This window comes from Nonomuraea sp. NPDC049152 (assembly GCF_040648355.1).
Classification (GTDB): Bacteria; Actinomycetota; Actinomycetes; order Streptosporangiales; family Streptosporangiaceae; genus Nonomuraea.
This window is the reverse complement of sequence record NZ_JBEZDO010000066.1, coordinates 1-15,820: the sequence shown is the minus strand read 5'-3', so window position 1 is coordinate 15,820 and position 15,820 is coordinate 1. Positions and strand designations below refer to the sequence as shown.

The 15,820-nt window shown below is 69.0% G+C and carries 15 protein-coding genes; 9 read left to right on the top strand and 6 right to left on the bottom strand.

The features are described 5' to 3' along the window. Window positions 1-115 precede the first annotated feature (115 nt). Together AB0B45_RS50825 and AB0B45_RS50820 are read left to right on the top strand one after the other, a co-directional pair. Window positions 116-652, top strand: a complete 537-nt coding sequence (locus AB0B45_RS50825) for a dihydrofolate reductase family protein (RefSeq protein ID WP_358146171.1) — start codon at window positions 116-118, stop codon at window positions 650-652. 10 nt (window positions 653-662) lie between these two features. Then, entirely contained in the window at window positions 663-1,022 is a 360-nt protein-coding gene (locus tag AB0B45_RS50820; RefSeq protein WP_358146170.1) for a DUF1801 domain-containing protein, read from the top strand. A gap of 118 nt (window positions 1,023-1,140) precedes the next feature. Here the strand turns inward: AB0B45_RS50820 and AB0B45_RS50815 are convergent, their stop codons facing one another. Together AB0B45_RS50815 and AB0B45_RS50810 are read right to left on the bottom strand one after the other, a co-directional pair. Then, window positions 1,141-1,872 carry an exodeoxyribonuclease III gene (locus AB0B45_RS50815; protein ID WP_358146169.1) on the bottom strand — a complete coding sequence of 244 codons (732 nt, stop codon included), beginning with the start codon at window positions 1,870-1,872 and terminating at the stop codon, window positions 1,141-1,143. Next, on the bottom strand, window positions 1,791-2,177 hold the full coding sequence (locus AB0B45_RS50810) for a VOC family protein (protein ID WP_358146172.1): 387 nt from the start codon (window positions 2,175-2,177) through the stop codon (window positions 1,791-1,793). Before AB0B45_RS50810 ends, AB0B45_RS50815 begins: the two co-directional genes overlap by 82 nt. A gap of 186 nt (window positions 2,178-2,363) precedes the next feature. On the opposite strand from AB0B45_RS50810, the gene AB0B45_RS50805 reads away from it, so the two are divergent. Then, the gene (locus AB0B45_RS50805; RefSeq protein ID WP_358146167.1) at window positions 2,364-3,743 is read left to right on the top strand and encodes an FAD-dependent oxidoreductase; all 1,380 of its coding nucleotides are present in this window, start codon (window positions 2,364-2,366) and stop codon (window positions 3,741-3,743) included. Between the two features lie 82 nt (window positions 3,744-3,825). Here the strand turns inward: AB0B45_RS50805 and AB0B45_RS50800 are convergent, their stop codons facing one another. The 3 genes from AB0B45_RS50800 to AB0B45_RS50790 are packed head-to-tail and all read right to left on the bottom strand — an operon-like array spanning window position 3,826 to window position 4,750. Continuing rightward, window positions 3,826-4,194: a hypothetical protein gene (locus AB0B45_RS50800; RefSeq protein ID WP_358146165.1), complete on the bottom strand. Its 369-nt coding sequence runs from the start codon at window positions 4,192-4,194 to the stop codon at window positions 3,826-3,828. Beyond that, window positions 4,191-4,421 carry a hypothetical protein gene (locus AB0B45_RS50795; RefSeq protein WP_358146163.1) on the bottom strand — a complete coding sequence of 77 codons (231 nt, stop codon included), beginning with the start codon at window positions 4,419-4,421 and terminating at the stop codon, window positions 4,191-4,193. The genes AB0B45_RS50800 and AB0B45_RS50795 overlap by 4 nt, the downstream gene beginning before the upstream one ends. Next, window positions 4,319-4,750 (bottom strand): MFS transporter, encoded by a 432-nt coding sequence (locus AB0B45_RS50790; RefSeq protein WP_358146162.1) that lies wholly within the window; start codon window positions 4,748-4,750, stop codon window positions 4,319-4,321. The genes AB0B45_RS50795 and AB0B45_RS50790 overlap by 103 nt, the downstream gene beginning before the upstream one ends. Window positions 4,751-4,832: 82 nt before the next feature. Here AB0B45_RS50790 and AB0B45_RS50785 point away from each other — a divergent pair, with 82 nt between their 5' ends. The 5 genes from AB0B45_RS50785 (at window position 4,833) to AB0B45_RS50765 (ending at window position 10,917) form a co-directional block, all read left to right on the top strand. Continuing rightward, window positions 4,833-5,693, top strand: a complete 861-nt coding sequence (locus tag AB0B45_RS50785; protein WP_358146161.1) for a MurR/RpiR family transcriptional regulator — start codon at window positions 4,833-4,835, stop codon at window positions 5,691-5,693. 113 nt (window positions 5,694-5,806) lie between these two features. After that, complete coding sequence (locus tag AB0B45_RS50780) at window positions 5,807-7,258, top strand: APC family permease (RefSeq protein ID WP_358146159.1); 1,452 nt, start codon at window positions 5,807-5,809, stop codon at window positions 7,256-7,258. Continuing rightward, window positions 7,255-8,511: a glutamine synthetase family protein gene (locus AB0B45_RS50775; protein ID WP_358146157.1), complete on the top strand. Its 1,257-nt coding sequence runs from the start codon at window positions 7,255-7,257 to the stop codon at window positions 8,509-8,511. The genes AB0B45_RS50780 and AB0B45_RS50775 overlap by 4 nt, the downstream gene beginning before the upstream one ends. After that, window positions 8,501-9,649: an amidohydrolase family protein gene (locus tag AB0B45_RS50770; RefSeq protein ID WP_358146155.1), complete on the top strand. Its 1,149-nt coding sequence runs from the start codon at window positions 8,501-8,503 to the stop codon at window positions 9,647-9,649. The genes AB0B45_RS50775 and AB0B45_RS50770 overlap by 11 nt, the downstream gene beginning before the upstream one ends. Beyond that, window positions 9,646-10,917 carry an amidohydrolase gene (locus tag AB0B45_RS50765; protein ID WP_358146153.1) on the top strand — a complete coding sequence of 424 codons (1,272 nt, stop codon included), beginning with the start codon at window positions 9,646-9,648 and terminating at the stop codon, window positions 10,915-10,917. Before AB0B45_RS50770 ends, AB0B45_RS50765 begins: the two co-directional genes overlap by 4 nt. Here AB0B45_RS50765 and AB0B45_RS50760 read toward each other — a convergent pair. After that, the gene (locus tag AB0B45_RS50760) at window positions 10,871-14,197 is read right to left on the bottom strand and encodes an NPCBM/NEW2 domain-containing protein (RefSeq protein ID WP_358146151.1); all 3,327 of its coding nucleotides are present in this window, start codon (window positions 14,195-14,197) and stop codon (window positions 10,871-10,873) included. The two genes, AB0B45_RS50765 and AB0B45_RS50760, sit on opposite strands and share 47 nt — an antisense overlap. A gap of 1,228 nt (window positions 14,198-15,425) precedes the next feature. Here AB0B45_RS50760 and AB0B45_RS50755 point away from each other — a divergent pair. Next, window positions 15,426-15,614 (top strand): hypothetical protein, encoded by a 189-nt coding sequence (locus AB0B45_RS50755; RefSeq protein ID WP_358146149.1) that lies wholly within the window; start codon window positions 15,426-15,428, stop codon window positions 15,612-15,614. Window positions 15,615-15,820 lie beyond the last annotated feature (206 nt).

Sequence of the window (15,820 nt, the reverse complement as noted above, 5' to 3'; positions counted from 1 at the left end):
GCTCGGTGACACTCGCCACCGGGGTCCTGATCGCGATGGGCTGGGTCTCCCTGGTCGCCGCCCGCTTCCGCACGTCCGTCTGAATCACCCACCACGTCATCCCTGAGGAGAAATGATGAGGAAGATCGTTGCCGGGCTGTTCGTCTCGATGGACGGCGTCGTGGAGTCGCCCGAGACGTGGCACTTCCCCTACATGAACGAGGAGATGGGCGCAGCGGTCATGGCGATCCAGGCCGAGGCGGACACGCTCCTGCTGGGCCGGGCCACCTACGAGTCCTTCGCCGCGGTCTGGCCCCACCAGAGCGGCGAGATGGCCGACCAGCTGAATGGCATCCCCAAGCTGGTCGCCTCCACCACCCTGCGGACGGCGGAGTGGAACAACTCCACCTTGATCAGCGGAGACGTGATCGACAAGCTGGAGAGGATCAAGAAGCTGCCCGGCAAGAACATCAGCATCACCGGCAGCATCACGCTGACCAGGACGCTGCTGGATGCGGGCCTCATCGACGAGCTCCACCTGATGATCCACCCGATCGTGCTCGGCACCGGAACCCGGCTGTTCGACGAGAGCACCGGCCGCCTGCCATTCAAGCTGGTCGATTCGACCACCTTCAGGTCCGGTGTCCTGAACCTCCACTACCAGCCCGCGTAAGGAGCCAGAGATGACCAAGCCCGCCACCGTCACCGAGTACGCCGCGGCCCTCGACCAGCCCCTGCGCGAGATCGCCGAGAAGCTGCAGACCATCGTCGACGCCGCGCTTCCTCAGCCGGGGGCGGTCTGGCACGGGCACCCGGCATGGAGTCTCGGCCCGGCCCCGGGCAAGACCCCGGTGGTCTACTTCAAGGCCTACTCCTCCTACGTGACGTTCGGCTTGTGGCGGGGCCAGGAGATCTCCGATCCTTCCGGCCGCCTGGAGCCGGCCGCCCGGCAGATGGCCGCCGTCAGGCTCCGCACCCCGGCCGACATCGACCCCGACCTGTTCACCACATGGTTGCGCCTGGCTCATGACCTGGAAAGCTGACCGAGGCCCCCGAACCCCGTCCGGAACATCCGGGCGGGTTTCCGCCTTGTCGGCAGCTAGATCCTTGGCCCCCGAAGTCGCTGGTGGGAGCGCTGGCGAGGCCCTCCTCGAGAACCGGTCAGGGTGATTGAGGCAGCTTGGCCGTGCCCGGCCTGACGGGCAGGGCGGAAGGTGGCGGCACGACCGGCCCGATGTCCCCGTCCGGCGCCTCGTCCAAGTCGACGATCACAGGTGCGTGGTCACTCGGGCCTGTGCCCTTGCGCGCGTGCCGGTCGACCCAGGCGGCCCGCACCCGGCCGGCCACCGGGGCCGATGCCAGCGCCAAGTCGATCCGCATACCCAGGTCCTTGTGGAACATCCCGGCCCGATAGTCCCAGTAGGTGAACACCCGCTCGCCCGGCCAGCGGTCCCGCACGACGTCCCGCAGGCCCAGAGCCTGCAGCTCGGCCAGCGCCGCCCGCTCCGGCGGTGTGACATGAGTCTGACCTGCGTAGGCGAGGGGGTCGAACACGTCCACGTCGGTCGGCGCGATGTTCATATCACCGCACACGATCACGGCCTCAGGACCGGCGCCGACCACGTCGCGCAGCGCTGCCAGCCAGTTCAGCTTGTAGCGGTAGTGGTCGGAGCCCGGGGTTCGGCCGTTCGGCACGTACACCGAGTGCACACGGACCGAGTTGACGTTCCAGCTGGCTATCCGCACCCTGCTCACGATAGCCGCGCCCAGTGCCCGCACCGGATCGCCGCATGAGTACCGGAGCTTACGGGTCAGCGCGGGTCGCGGCGCAAGGGATGGTCGGGAGGGACCTGCACCAGGACGATGCGATGGCCGTCGGGATCCGCGATCCACAGCTCGGTGAGACCCCACGGCTCCAGGCGGGCCTCGCGCAGCATGGTGACGCCTGCCCCGCGAAGGCGTTCCTCCTCGCGTGCCACATCGCGCACCTGCAGCCAGAGGGACATCGCCGAGCCGGCCTCGCCGTCGGAGTGGCTGGAGAGTTCCAGGAATCCCTGACCCAGGAAGAAGACCGTTCCGGGCTGACTGGCCGGGCCGAACTCGCGATAGACCGCCAAGCCGAGCGTCTCGGCGTAGAAGTGCCGGCTGCGCGCGAGGTCGCGTGGGCGCAGCAGCACGCGGCTGCTCAACACCTCCATGCTGCCCCTGTTCCCCCGCACGGCGGCGAGGACACACGGTTCCGGCAAGCGGGCCACCGCGGAATCCCGCAATCTCGACCTGTGCTTCGGCCCCGATGCCGGTCAGGCCCTGGCTCTGCCAGATCACTGTCAGCGGTTGGCAGGCGCTGACAGTGATCTGGCAGAGCGGCCTGGCACGGTCGGGCCATGAACGAGAAGACGGACGTACTCATCGTTGGCGCCGGCCCGACCGGGCTCACCCTCGCCGTGGATCTGGCCCGCCGGGGCGTCGCCTGCCGCATCGTGGACCAGGCGCCGGAGCCCGCCGGCGGCTCCAAAGGCAAGGGGCTGCAGCCCCGTACGCAGGAGGTCTTCGACGACCTCGGGGTGATCGACCGGATCCTGACGGGGGCGACGCCCTACCCGCCGCTGAGGGTCAGGCTGGGCAGGATGCCGGTGTGGCAAGCCCGCATGCACAAACCCGCCCTGGCCACGGATGCGGTGCCGTACCCGACGGTGATCATGCACCCACAGTGGCGCACTGAGGCGGCGCTGCGCGAGCGGCTGGCCGAACTGGGCGGGAAGGTGGAGCAGGGGACCGCGCTGACCGGCTTCGAGCAGGACACGGACGGGGTGACCGCCAGGCTCGGCACGGGGGAGATCCTGCGGGTGCGCTACCTGGTCGCGGCGGACGGCGGCAGGAGCCCGGTACGCAAGGCTCTCGGCATCGGCTTCACCGGCGAGACGCGCGAGGAGGAGCGGATGGCCCTGGGTGATGTGCGGGTCGAGGGGCTCGGACGGGACCACATCCACGTCTGGGTGCGGCCGGGCAAGGGGATGGTGGCGCTGTACCCGATGGCCGGCACCGACACCTTCCAATTGCTCGCCTCGCTGAAGCCGGGCGTCGTGCCGGAGCAGACGCTGTCCGCGTACCAGCGGATCTTCGCAGAACGGTCAATGCTGCGCGGGGTACGCCTGACCGAGGTGCTGTGGTCTTCCCTCTACCGGGTGAATATCCGCCTTGCCGACCGTTACCGCTCCGGCCGCGTCTTTCTGGCTGGGGACGCCGTCCACGTGCACCCGCCAGAGGGCGGGCAGGGGCTCAACACCGGCGTGCAGGACGCCTACAACCTGGGCTGGAAACTCGCCCGGGTGCTCGCAGGGGCGCCGGAGGCGCTGCTGGACACGTACGAGGAGGAGCGCAGGCCCGTCGCCGCCCGGGTGCTCGGCCTCAGCGCGGACCTGCACGACAAGAAGTCCTACAAACGCGACGAGGAGACTTACCAGCTCTCGCTGAGCTACCGGGGCGGCTCGCTGGCCCGGCGGGGCGGCGAGCGCGTGCCTGACGGCCCGCTCCGGCTGGCCGACGGGACGCGGGCACGCATGTTCGACCTGCTTCGGGGCCCGCACTTCACACTGCTGTCATCCGGCCCCGCTCCTCGCGTCGCGCGTGGTCCCGAGGTGCGAGCATACGAGCCGGTCGAGCCGTACGGCGGCGAGCGGCGCACACTCATCCGGCCGGACGGGTACGTCGGGATCTCCACCTCCTCGGCCGACGAGCTCGCTGCCTATCTGGCGATGGTGTGATCCTTCTCGCAGGAACCGCCACTCCCGGCCGGGCTTCGACCGCGGCCAGCGGTGACGTCCTTGCGCCGCCTAGCCGTCCGGACTACTGGCCGGACACCGGCTCCCATGACACCTCCGGAGTCCCGGCGGCCGGTGCGGCTGCCCGGCCCGCCGCGTGCGCCATGACGGCGGCGACCAAGGAAGTGACGCCGAAGACACCCATGACGACGGCGAAGGCGTCGACGGGCCGATCGGCGAGGCCGAGATACAGGGTGCCGAACACCGCCACACCCGCCACACCCGCCAGTTGCGACGTGGTGTCGACCAGGCCGCTGACATCGGGCGCGTACGTGGCGGGCAGGACAGTGGTCAGTCGTCCAAGCTGGGCCGCGAAACCGGCTCCTAGCCCGAAGCCGCCCACCGCGAGCAGGGCGAGCGCGCCGAGTGTCCAGGAGATCACCGGCCGGGTCACCACGTGCAGGTTGAGCAGCGCGCCAGAAGCGCGACCCCGACCGGCACGTTGATCAGGAAGATCGGCCGCCAAGTGAGGCCGAAGAGGTTCGCGGAGACCAGGACACCGCCGAGGACCTGCCCCGCTACGGCGCCGCCGGAGAGGGTGAGCACGAGCAGTCCCTGCGCGCGCGTGCGCTCCGCGCCCGAGAAGTGCACCTGGATGCCTGACAGCACCTGTGGCACCATGACCGCCCCCGCTGCGCCCTGGACGACCCGTGCGACGACAGCGCGGTAGCGCCGGGAGCCATACCGCAGGCGAGCGAGGCGAGGGTGAACCCGGCGAGGCCCAGCAGGAACATCCGCCGGTAGCCGCGCGTGTCGCCCAGGCGGGCACCGGTGATCAACAGCGCCGCGTACGCGAGGGTGTAGCCGGAGATCACGAACTCCAGCTCGCCACCAGAGGACCTCAACCCGTCACGGATCGCCGGTCCCGCGACGTTGACGATCGCTACGTCGATGTTCACCATGAATTGCCCGGTCAGCAGCACCGCCAGCATCGTCTTCTTACGATCCATTCGCGGAGTGTCGACGCGAACACCGACAGGCTCGGCGACCGGCCAGAATGAGGGGCGGGACAACCCTGATCGAGAGGCGTCGATGACTGGAGAGAGCGCGGAGGTGTTCGTCTCGGTCGCGGAGCGGGTGAGACGGAGCCTCGCGGACGCGTCACCGGGAGAGCGGCAGATCGCCCGGATCCTGCTGGCCAACTATCCGGCGGCCGGGCTGGAGACGGCCGCGCGGCTGGCCAAGCGCGCGGGGGTGAGCGCGCCGACGGTCGTGCGGTTCGTGGCAGGACTGGGCTTCGCCGGCTACCGGGCGTTCCAGCAGGCGCTGCGTGAGGAGATCGAGGCCCGGCGGGCGTCGCCGCTCACGCTCGGCCAGCAGGTCGGGGAGGGGGCCCTGAGGCTGTCCGCGGCGGCGGCCTTCCGTCAGCGGCTGGACGAGTCGTTCGCCGCGCTGTCCGACGCCGAACTCGACGAGGTCCTCGCGCTGCTGGCGGACTCGACGCGGCGGATCACACTGATCGGCGGCCGCTACTCGCACATCCTCGCCGAGTATTTCTACCTGCACCTGAGACTGCTCCGCCCGGCGACCAGGGTGCTCGACGCGCGGCCGGAGAACATGGCGGCGTTCTGCGCGGACGCGGGGCGCCGGGATGTGGTCGTGGTGTTCGACTATCGCCGCTACCAGCGTGACATCGTGGAGTTCGCGCGGCGCGTGCACGATCGGGGCGCCAAGATCGTGCTCTTCACCGATCCCTGGCTGTCGCCCGCTTCGGACGTCGCCGACCTCGTCATCCCGGCCCGCGTCGAGGCGCCGAGCCCGTTCGACAGCCTCGTCCCGGCGATGGCACAGGTCGAGACGGTGGTCGCCGGCGTGACCCAGCGGCTGGGCGAGGCCGGCGAGACCCGCATGCGGCAGCTCGAGGAGATCGCGGGGCACGTCACGATGGACTAGTGAAACAAAAATTTCATACCTGACTCTTGACGGGTGTCATGAATGTTCTATTTCATGCTGGGAAGTGGGCCGCGCGACCGCCGGCCCGTCTCCGCCCCCTCTCGGGAGGTGCCATGCCGGAACAACTGCGCCCGCCTCGCAAGCTACGACTGTGGGAGGCGCTCGCCCTGTCTGTCGGGCTCATGGGCCCCACGCTCGCCATGGCGCTCAACGGCGCGGGCGTGGCGGGCACGGTGGGCAAGGCGGTGCCGCTCGTCTTCGTCCTCGGGCTGACCGGCGTGGCGTTGGTCGCCTACGGATTCGTCCGGCTGACGCGCCATTTCAACCACGCGGGCTCGGTCTACGCGCTGGCCGGGGTGACCCTCGGCCCCCGTGCCGGATTCTTCGGCGGATTCGCCCTGCTCGGCACCTACCTGTTCTTCGCCGTGTGCACGCTGGCCGCCACGGCGGTGTTCACCGAGGCGTTCGTGTCCGCAATCGGCCTGTCCTGGGGCGTGCCCTGGTTCGCCGTGGCCGCGGTGACCGCCGTGGGCGTCTGGGCGGTCAACTCCCGCGAGTCCCGCGTGACGGCACGCACGCTGCTGCTCGTCGAAGGTGTCGGCATCCTCGGCATGCTTTTGCTCAGCGCGATCATCGTGGCCCGCGCGGGTGCGGGCACCGCGCCCGGCGGTCAGACGCTCGACCTGTCGGTCTTCGGTATGGAGGGCACCACCGTGGGCGCGGTGATGACCGCCACTGTGTTCGCGTTCCTGTCCTGGGCCGGATTCGAGGCGTGCGCGTCGCTCGGCGAGGAGACCGCCGACCCGCGCCGCAACATCCCGCGCGCCCTGGCCGGCAGCGTGCTGCTGACCGGTGTGCTGTACGTCTTCGTGATGTTCGCCCAGACCATCGGCTTCGGCACCGGCGAGCGCGGGGTGACCGCCTTCGCCGGGGCGGAGTCGTCGCTGTCCGCCCTCGCCGAGGCCTACATCGGCACCTGGTTCTCCCTCGTGATCGCCTTCACCGCGATGGCGTCGGCGTTCGCGGCCTCCATCAGCTCGTCGGCGGCGGCGAGCCGGCTGCTGTTCGCGCTCTCCCGCGACGGCTTCGGCCCACCCGTCCTGGCCCGCACCGACCCGCGCACGGGGGTGCCCTCCGTCTCGCTGGTCGTCGCCCTCGCCGTGGCCGTGCTCGCCGACGTGGCCCTCGACCTGGCCGGAGTGAGCGCCTTCGACGCCTACTACTGGTTCGCCACCCTCGGTGTGCTCTGCCTGCTGGTGGCCTATGCCGTCGCGGGGGCGGGCGTCGTCGCGTTCATCGTGAACGGGCGCGGCCGGATCCCGAGGCGCGAGATCGCGATCCCGGTGCTGGCGATCGCCTACCTGTGCTTCGTCTTCAACAACCAGTCGGCCGGGCAGGACAGCCCACTCAGCTACTTCCCGTGGATCGCCGCGGCCTGGTGCCTGGCCGGCCTCGCCGTCGTGCTGGCCGCTCCTGGCCTGGCCGGTCGGATCGGGGAGCGCCTCAGCGCCGAGCTGGCCCGTCCCGAGGAGCAGGCGGTCGCTGGGGCGGGAAGCGCGGCATGAACGTCTTCATCGCGACCTGCGACCTGGCCGGGCACACGCGCGGCCGTGCCGTACCCGCCTCAAGAGAGGCCGCTGTGCTGCGCGGCGGCACCGGCTGGGTGCCTGCCGACCTGGCCCTGACCTGCTTCGGGACCATCGCCGAGAATCCGTTCGGCTCGACGGGCGACCTGCGGCTGCTGCCCGTCCCTGCCACGCGCGCCGACATCCCGGCCGACGGCGACGTACCGGGGACACGGCTGTACCTGGCCGGGCAGACGCTGCCGGACGGCACGCCGTGGGAGTGCTGCCCTCGCACCTTCCTCGCCGACGCCGTCGAGGAACTGCGGGCGGAGGTGGGACTCGTCCCGGTGGCCTCGTTCGAACACGAGTTCACGCTGGCAGGGCCACGATCGCCGGATTCCGCAGGGCCGTTCTCCTTCGAGAGATACAGGACTGCGGAGCCGTTCGGCTCCGATCTGGTGGCGCTCCTCGAACGGAACGGGTTCGCGCCCGAGACCTGGCTGCCCGAGTACGGCGAGGCGCAGCACGAGATCACGCTCGCCCCCACCGACGCCCTCGCCGCCGCCGACCAGGCCGTGCTGCTGCGCGAGCTCGTCCGCGACCTCGCCAGGCGGCGCGGGCTGCGCGCCTGCTTCGCGCCCATCCTGCACCCGGCGGGCAGCGGCAACGGCGTGCACATCCACCTGTCGTTCAAGGGCGGGGCCATGCACGACCCTGGCAGGCCCGGAGGCCTGTCGGAGCCGGCCGCCAGGTTCTGTGCGGGGATCCTGCGGCACGCCGCCGCGCTCACCGCGGTGACCGCGGCGAGCCCGGTGTCGTTCCTGCGCCTCACCCCACACCGGTGGAGCGCGGGCGGGGTGTTCCTCGCCGAGCGGAACAGGGAGGCGATGCTGCGCATCTGCCCTGGCTCGGGAGCCGAGTTCAACGTCGAGTTCCGCGCCGCCGACGCGACCGCCAACCCCTGGCTCGCGCTCGGCGTCCTGCTCAGGGTCGGCCTGGAGGGGATCCGCCGCGGCTACCCGGAGCCGGTCGTCTGGCCGGAGTCGGTGACCGAGGCGGAGCTCGCGGCCGTGCCGCCGCTGCCGAAGTCGCAGGACGAGGCGCTCGACGCACTGGAGGCCGACGAGGTCGTGCGCGGCCTGTTCGCGCCCGACCTCATCGACACCTACCTGTCGGTCAAGCGGACGGAATCGCGCGCGCTCGACGGTTTGGACGACGCGGAAAGCTGCCGGAGGATCGCCGATGTCTTCTGAGTCCCTCGATCAGTCGATCGAGGCCATCGCGCTGGTGGACCACCATGTCCACGGCGCCTCGGGCAACGACCTGTCCAGGGCGGAGTTCGAGGAGCTCATCACCGAGTCTGACCGGCCGGTACCCGGCTGGATGAGCCAGTTCGACTCCCAGATCGGCTTCGCGATCCTGCGGCACTGCGCGCCCGTGCTGGGTCTCGACCCGCACACGCCGCCCGACGTGTATCTGGCGCGGCGTGCTGAGCTCGGCGCCGCGGAGGTGAACAGGCGGCTGCTGACCGCGAGCGGGATCGGCCACTTCCTTGTGGAGACCGGCTATCGCGGCGACGAGATCCTCAGCCCCGCGGACATGGCCGAGGTCACCGGGCGGCCCGCCGAGGAGGTCGTCCGCCTGGAGGCGGTGGCCGAGCAGGTGGTCTCCGAGGGCGTCAGCGCGGCCGGGTTCGCCGCGCGCTTCGCCGAACTGCTGTGGAAGCTCAGCCGTACGGCCCGCGGCCTCAAGACGATCGTCGCCTACCGTCACGGGCTCGATCTCGACCCGAGCCCGCCCACCCCCGCCGAGGTCACCGCTGCGGCGGGGCGGTGGCTGCGGGTAGTCGAGGAGACCGCGACGGTCCGGGTCGACGATCCGGTGCTGCTACGCCACCTGATCTGGGCCGGGATCGAGCGCGGGCTGCCGCTGCAGTTCCACATCGGCTACGGGGATCCTGACGTCGACCTGCACCGCTCCGACCCACTGCTGTTGCGGGGGCTCATCGAGCGGGCCGAGCCCAGCGGGGTGCCTCTGCTCCTGCTGCACTGCTATCCGTTCCACCGCAACGCGGGCTACCTCGCCCAGGTCTACCCCAACGTCTACTTCGACGTGGGCCTTGGAGTGAACTACACCGGAGCGCGCAGCGTGGCCGTCGTGGCGGAGAGCCTGGAGCTGGCGCCGTTCGCCAAGATTCTCTTCTCCTCCGACGCCTGGGGCCCGGCCGAGCTGCACCACCTGGGCGCCCTGCTGTGGCGACGGGCGATGACCCGCGTCCTTGGCGGTTTCGTGGCCGACGGAGAGTGGTCGCCGGCCCAGGCAGCCCGGGTGGCCACCATGATCGGCGAGGAGAACGCGCATCGCGTCTACAGCCTGGGAGACGACGCGTGACAGATCGGATCGAGCGCACCCCGAGCGAGACGCGCGAACGCCTGCTCGCCGCGCTGCGCGCCGAGCTCCCCGCGGCCTGCGAGCTGCGGCGCAGGCTGCACGCCGAGCCGTGCGTGTCCGGTCAGGAGGGGCCGACCCTCAAGCAGGTGCTCGACGCCCTGCCCGCCGCGGCGGCGCCGGATCCGGTGGCCGGCACCGGCGCCCTGGTCCGCATCGGAAGCGACGGCCCCGCGGTCGGAGTACGCGGCGAGCTCGACGCCCTGCCGATCACGGAACAGACGGGAGTGCCCTGGGCGGCCGGCAACGGTGCCATGCACGCCTGCGGCCACGACGTCCACCTCGCCGCGCTGGTCGCGCTGGCCAGGGCGGTCGACAGGACCGGCGGTCCTGCCCCGATGATCGCGGTGCTGCAGCCGCGCGAGGAGACCTACCCGTCGGGCGCGCTCGACATCGTCGAGTCGGGCGCGCTCGCCGGGCACCAGGTGCGGGCCATGGTCGCCGCGCACGTCCAGCCCGTGCTCGGCGCCGGAGTGGTGGCCTGCACCCCCGGCCCTGTCAACGCCTGCGCCGACGAGTTCACACTGACCGTCAGGGGCAGCGGCGGGCACGCCGCCTACCCGCATCTGACCAGGGACCCGATACCGGCGCTGGCCCAGATCATCGTGGCCGCGCAGCAGCTCGTCAGCCGCGACGCCGACCCGATGGTGGGCACCGTGGTCACCTTCGGCACGCTTGAGGCGGGCACCGCGCCCAACGCCATACCGGGTGAGGCCGTCACCCGGGGCACGCTCAGGACGATGTCGGAGTCCTGGCGGGCCCAGCTCCACGAACGCTTCCACGCGGTCGCGGAGGGCGTCGCCAAGGCGCACGGGTGCGAGGCCGAGGTGCGGATCGTCCGCGGTGAGCCGGTGCTCGTGAACGATGCCCGCCTCGCCGCCGAGGCCACCGCGCTGCTCGGCGGCTTCGGCCACACGGTGTCGGCGCCGCTCCGGTCGTGCGGCGCCGACGACTTCGCCTACTTCGCGGCCGATGTGCCGTCGCTGATGCTCTTCGTCGGCACCGACACGACGGCGGGGCTGCACACTCCCACGTTTCTGCCCGCGGACGAGAGCGTGGCGGCGGTCGCGGAAAGCCTGCTGGCCGCCTATCTCGCGGCGGCACGGATCCTCATCGAGCCGGCGGGCCGACCCGGAGGGCTCCCCGCCGGCTTCGGAGTCGGTGTTACGACACCAGTCTTGCCCCGGCCCAGTCGGCGTGGTCGCTGTTGATGCCGTCGCCCGCGTCCGTCACCTTCAGCACCAGCGAGGTCACGCCGGCGATGCTGACGTCGATGGACTGGGTCGCGCTCGACGGCGTCATGGCCGAGGGACTCTCGTACAGCTTGACGCCGTCGCCCCAGACCTCGAACCTGATCGTCGCATTCGCGCCGACCTCGTCATCGACACCGACATCCGACTGGAACCGTGCATATGCACCGTTCAGGGGGTAGGTGATATTGCTCGTCGCATGCGTACCGATACCTTTGGCGTACGTGGTCCCGTTCAGGGTGAGGGTGCGCCCGTAAACGCTGTGGTCCTTGTGAATGGTGCCCCACCCGATCGTGGGAGTGCCGGTCCAGTTCAGATCGCTGAGGAACACCGCACCACCGCTGGAGGTGGTGACAGTGACCGCATTGCTCGCACCCGACACATTTCCCGCCGCGTCCTTCGCCTTCACCGTGAACGTGTACGACGTCGAGGCCGACAGCCCCGTCGCGGTGAAGCTCGCGCCCTTCGACGAACCGGCCAGTGTCGTCCCCCGGTAGACGTCGTAACCGGTCACCCCGACGTTGTCGGTCGACGCCGTCCAGTTCAGGGCCACACTGTTCGACGTGACGTTGCTCGACGCCAGGTTGGCCGGTGCCGTCGGCGCTTGGGTGTCCCCGATGATCTTGGCGTTGGCCCAGTCGGCGTGGTCGCTGTTGATGCCGTCGCCCGCGTCCGTCACCTTCAGCACCAGCGAGGTCACGCCGGTGATGCTGACGTCGATGGACTGGGTCGCGCTCGACGGCGTCATCGCCGCCGGACTCTCGTACAGCTTGACGCCGTCGCCCCAGACCTGGAACTTGATCGTCGCATTCGCGGCGACCTCGTCATCGACGCCGACATCCGACTGGAACCTCGAGTACCCACCGTTCAAGGTGTAGGTGATGGTGCTGTTGGCGTGCGTACCGATGCCCTTGGCGTAGGTGGTCCCGGCCAGCTTGATGGGGTTCGACCCGACGCTCCTGTCCTTCTGAACGGTGCCGAAGCCGCTCGTGGCATCGGCCCACGTGAGATCGCTCAGCTCGGCCGTCTGTCCGTTTCCGCTGATGGCGGTGGTGACAGTGACCGCGTTGCCGGCCCCGGAGACGTTCTCGGCGGCGTCCCTCGCCTTCACCGTGAACGTGTACGACGTCGAGGCCGAAAGGTCGGTCGCCGTGAAGCTCGTGCCCGTCGACGAACCGACCAGCGTGGTACCGCGGTAGATGCTGTAGCCGGTCACGCCGACGTTGTCGGTCGACGCCGTCCAGTTCAGCGCCACGCTGTTCGACGTCACATTGCTCGATGTGAGGTTGGTCGGCGCGGTGGGGGCCGTGGTGTCGCCCCCTGCGGCTCCGGCGGTCGCGGTCACGGACGCACCGCCGGCCACCGGCACGGTCACGTAGGACACCGTCCGGCCGTACAGCGACTTGGTCTGCGGCGTCCGCGCGGTGCCGTTCACGCTGATCGTTGCGAGGGTGCCGTAGAACTGGGCTTCCCAGTTGATGGTGCCGCCGGAGTTGTTGGTCAGCGTGGAACTCGTCGTACCGGTGTGCTTGAGCTTCAGGTCGTTGCCGCCGACCTTGAGGTGGTTGATCTCTACCCAGGGCACCTCGGACGTCAACCGCGGGATGGTGGCCACCTTGTGGTTCGGGGCATCCGGTTGCACGCCCATCATGCCGTCGATGGTGCTGCTGACCACCATGAACGAAATCTCCGGGTAACCGTTCCTGCCGGTCATGAGCTTCTTGAGCCACGACCAGCCCTCTGAAGCACGGTTGTACTGGTAGTACATCTCCGGCAGATAGGAGGTCGCCTCGACATTCAAGTCGTCATCGTTGGCGGCGATGAAATCCAGGTAGTCGCTGGTCCTGGTGCCGTGGTCGCCCAGCCCCGTCAGCATCATCAGGAAGCTGGCCTCGTGCCCCCAGCTGCTGTAGCCCGTGCCGCCGGCGTCCTTGCCCCGGATGTACCGGTTGTTCGACGCGTCCCACCAGTTCGTCTCGAAGTAGTCGCGCACCCGCTGAGCGCGATTGGCCCACTTCGTGCTGTTGGCGTTGTCGCCCTTCGCCTTCAGGATCGCCGCATACGCCAGCATCGACTGGTATTGGTACCCGAGCGCATCGGCGGCGGAGATGAGATTCTCATTCGGGAACTCGAAGAATGTCGCTGTGTGTTCCCCGGCCTGCATCTTCGCCGCCGGCTGCTCGCCGGCCGGGTTCGCGTCGTTCCACGTCACCTCGTGGTTGGTCAGGAACGAACCCATGGTCGAGTCGTAGTACGCCGAAAGGGTCGAATCGTTGATCCAGTCCGCGTTGCCCGTCCACAGGTACTGCTTGTACGCCTTGGCCATCACGTTGAACGGCGACGGCAATTCCCGGAAGCCCGTGCCATCGATGTAGTACATGATCCCGTAGGAGCTGTGCGCCCACAACGGCCAACCATTCTGGCCCGGATCGTCGGCATCGCCGGCGAACGTCTTCAGCATGTTGAATGTCTCGGCATCCAGGCCGAGCGCGTGCGCGCCATCCGACTGGTGGGCGATGTCCCGGTTGTAGAAGGCCTCCCGGTTGACGTAGGAACCCCAGTAACCGGGCACCATCGTGGTGTGCGTGGAATCCGTGAGGCGCCACCTCTCCGGTTCGTGTCCCATCATCGGGTTCCCCGGGTAGAACGTCATACCCAAGGCCCGATTCTTGCCCCAGTTGAAACCGTCGTTCAGCGTCGCGTTCGGTGAATCGATGGTCAGCGTGCTGGTCGGCGGCCCCACGTATTCCTGGATCGTGATTTTGTCGACGCGCGGTGTCTCGCCGGCGGACGCAGCCGTCAGCTTGACGGTGTCACCGGTGTTGAGCGTGACCTTGCTCGACGTATGGTTGTCGATGTTCACCGGATTGGTGTAGTCGCCGCCGTTCCGCTGCGAAGTTTCCCACGAATCCACGGTGGCGGAATTCACGGAAATCGTATACGTCACTCCGCCTGCGGTCTTGCCGTTGTAGCGCGTGATGATGTCGTAGGTTCCTGCGGTGCCGGTGAAGGTCTTGGTAGCGGTGCTCGTCTGCCCTGACACGCCCTGGATGTAGGTGACGGTCTCGATTGCCGCGCCGTTGTAGGTGTGGTTGACGGTGGCTGTCGTGAAGTTGGCCGGCGTCATGCTCTCGGCTTCGATGACATACGGTCCCGCCGCCTCGGCAGGTAAGCCGGGAAGGGCAAGTACAGTGATGGTCGATGCTAATAAGGCAACCAGTGCACAAGTAAATCGACGCATATGCGATCGATTCCTTTCGAGATATTCGGAGTTTCGAGAACGGGCGCTCCTCGCACGCCATCTGATTTGCTGTGAAACGTGCCGGGACAGAGCGGTGCCGGCAGCCGTTGGCGGTCCGGACCTGCGTTCGCATGCGGCCGGTCACATTGCCGAGGAAGTCGGCCGACCCAGGCGGTGCAAGGCGGCTCCAGGGCTCTGCCATCGGTGAGTCCGGGTGCGACCGCCCGTGATTGCGTCGATGCCGAAGTGCGGCCGGGGTACCTCCGGCCGTGCGAGGTCACCTGAGTGGTATGTGCTGTCGCTCAGGTCTGCTTGCGGACGCTGCTTCGCGACCGGTCGGGGCCGGGGCGATCGAGGCGACGGGGCGCCCGGTTGGTGAAGTCCGCCCTCCGAGGTGATGGGGCGGGCCATCGATGCGGCGCCGGAGGGTCGCCCTTCTGTCGTTCGTCGACGGCCCGAGCCGCTAGCCGGAAGTGAGGGAGTTCCCCGTGGTGCTGCACGAGGTCATAGCGGCGATGTTGACACGGGGGTGCGTGGGCGAGGGGGTGAGGGCGAGCCGTCACCGGACGTGGTGGGGGTGGGCACGGCGACGTCCTTTCATCGGTACGCCGAACGTTACGTTGGAAGAAGTTGATCTGTGTTGCCTATTGAGTGCTTCGCCAAGATTAATGTCAATAGTTGTTTAGTTTGACGATGCTGGCTACGCTCCTGGCCCATCTATGCCCGCACTAGGTGCGGGCTGGGCGCTGCCGTCTGCGCCCGATCGAGCGAAAACTTTCATTGAACTATTGCAATCTCGGGTGTAGCGTCCTGGCAAACACCACCCCCGCGGGAGCCGCGCCATGGATCGACGCCGACTTCTCCAGCTCAGCGCCCTGACCACAGATGGCGCCCGGCCGAGAAGCCACAGCAGCCGGGTGTACGTGATTTTGAGAGCTGGTTCGGAACGACGACGGCCGGATCCCCCGACAGGGCCGTGCTGTCGTCCCGCATCTCCTGGCGACACCGCTCGGGACCGTGTCCCGAGGGTTACGTCGGCTGGGCGCGAAGGCTTCCGGGCCTGTCCGGTGCCAGAACTGACTCAGAGCGTCTGACCTGGTCTTCCAGGCTCGCTCTCGTCCTACTGCTGGTGGGTCGGGGGCTCGGCAGATTCGGCACACCCCGCGGTGTGCACCTCGTATGTCGGCCCTGCCGAAACTGAAGCCGGCCGTACCCGAGGAATAGACGCATGGAGCGTGCTGTGGACGACTTCTTCGCGAAGTACGGGCGCCGTGGGCGGAAGCCGGGACTCATCTGGCGCCCATGGGTGGAGGCGAGGGTCGCCGAGTACGGGGTCGCCGTCCTGGGCCGGATCGAGCTCGGCGTCGCACCATGCGACGAAGACCGGGCTGCACGAGAACGGCTCTACACCATGTAGGCGAGATACCGCCTGAGGCGTCGATGACGCTCCTCCCGGACAAGATCAGCCGCTATGTCACGGCTGCACCTGCTGCTGGGCGCGTGCACGAAAAGGGCGCAGTGTTCCCCCGGGATCGCTGTCCGAGACAGGCACCTACCAGACGGTGTCAGCACATCGAGGGGATGCAGGTGTAGGGATTCTCGGGCGGGGTCCAATACGGCGGG

What these genes read in the sequence shown, in the direction of transcription:
- AB0B45_RS50810 (WP_358146172.1), bottom strand. Translation starts at nt 2,177, where the DNA reads ATGGAGGTGTTGAGCAGCCGCGTGCTGCTGCGCCCACGCGACCTCGCG.
- AB0B45_RS50825 (WP_358146171.1), top strand. Translation starts at nt 116, where the DNA reads ATGAGGAAGATCGTTGCCGGGCTGTTCGTCTCGATGGACGGCGTCGTG.
- AB0B45_RS50770 (WP_358146155.1), top strand. Translation starts at nt 8,501, where the DNA reads ATGTCTTCTGAGTCCCTCGATCAGTCGATCGAGGCCATCGCGCTGGTG.
- AB0B45_RS50780 (WP_358146159.1), top strand. Translation starts at nt 5,807, where the DNA reads ATGCCGGAACAACTGCGCCCGCCTCGCAAGCTACGACTGTGGGAGGCG.
- AB0B45_RS50775 (WP_358146157.1), top strand. Translation starts at nt 7,255, where the DNA reads ATGAACGTCTTCATCGCGACCTGCGACCTGGCCGGGCACACGCGCGGC.
- AB0B45_RS50760 (WP_358146151.1), bottom strand. Translation starts at nt 14,197, where the DNA reads ATGCGTCGATTTACTTGTGCACTGGTTGCCTTATTAGCATCGACCATC.
- AB0B45_RS50805 (WP_358146167.1), top strand. Translation starts at nt 2,364, where the DNA reads ATGAACGAGAAGACGGACGTACTCATCGTTGGCGCCGGCCCGACCGGG.
- AB0B45_RS50795 (WP_358146163.1), bottom strand. Translation starts at nt 4,421, where the DNA reads ATGGTGCCACAGGTGCTGTCAGGCATCCAGGTGCACTTCTCGGGCGCG.
- AB0B45_RS50790 (WP_358146162.1), bottom strand. Translation starts at nt 4,750, where the DNA reads ATGGATCGTAAGAAGACGATGCTGGCGGTGCTGCTGACCGGGCAATTC.
- AB0B45_RS50820 (WP_358146170.1), top strand. Translation starts at nt 663, where the DNA reads ATGACCAAGCCCGCCACCGTCACCGAGTACGCCGCGGCCCTCGACCAG.
- AB0B45_RS50785 (WP_358146161.1), top strand. Translation starts at nt 4,833, where the DNA reads ATGACTGGAGAGAGCGCGGAGGTGTTCGTCTCGGTCGCGGAGCGGGTG.
- AB0B45_RS50755 (WP_358146149.1), top strand. Translation starts at nt 15,426, where the DNA reads ATGGAGCGTGCTGTGGACGACTTCTTCGCGAAGTACGGGCGCCGTGGG.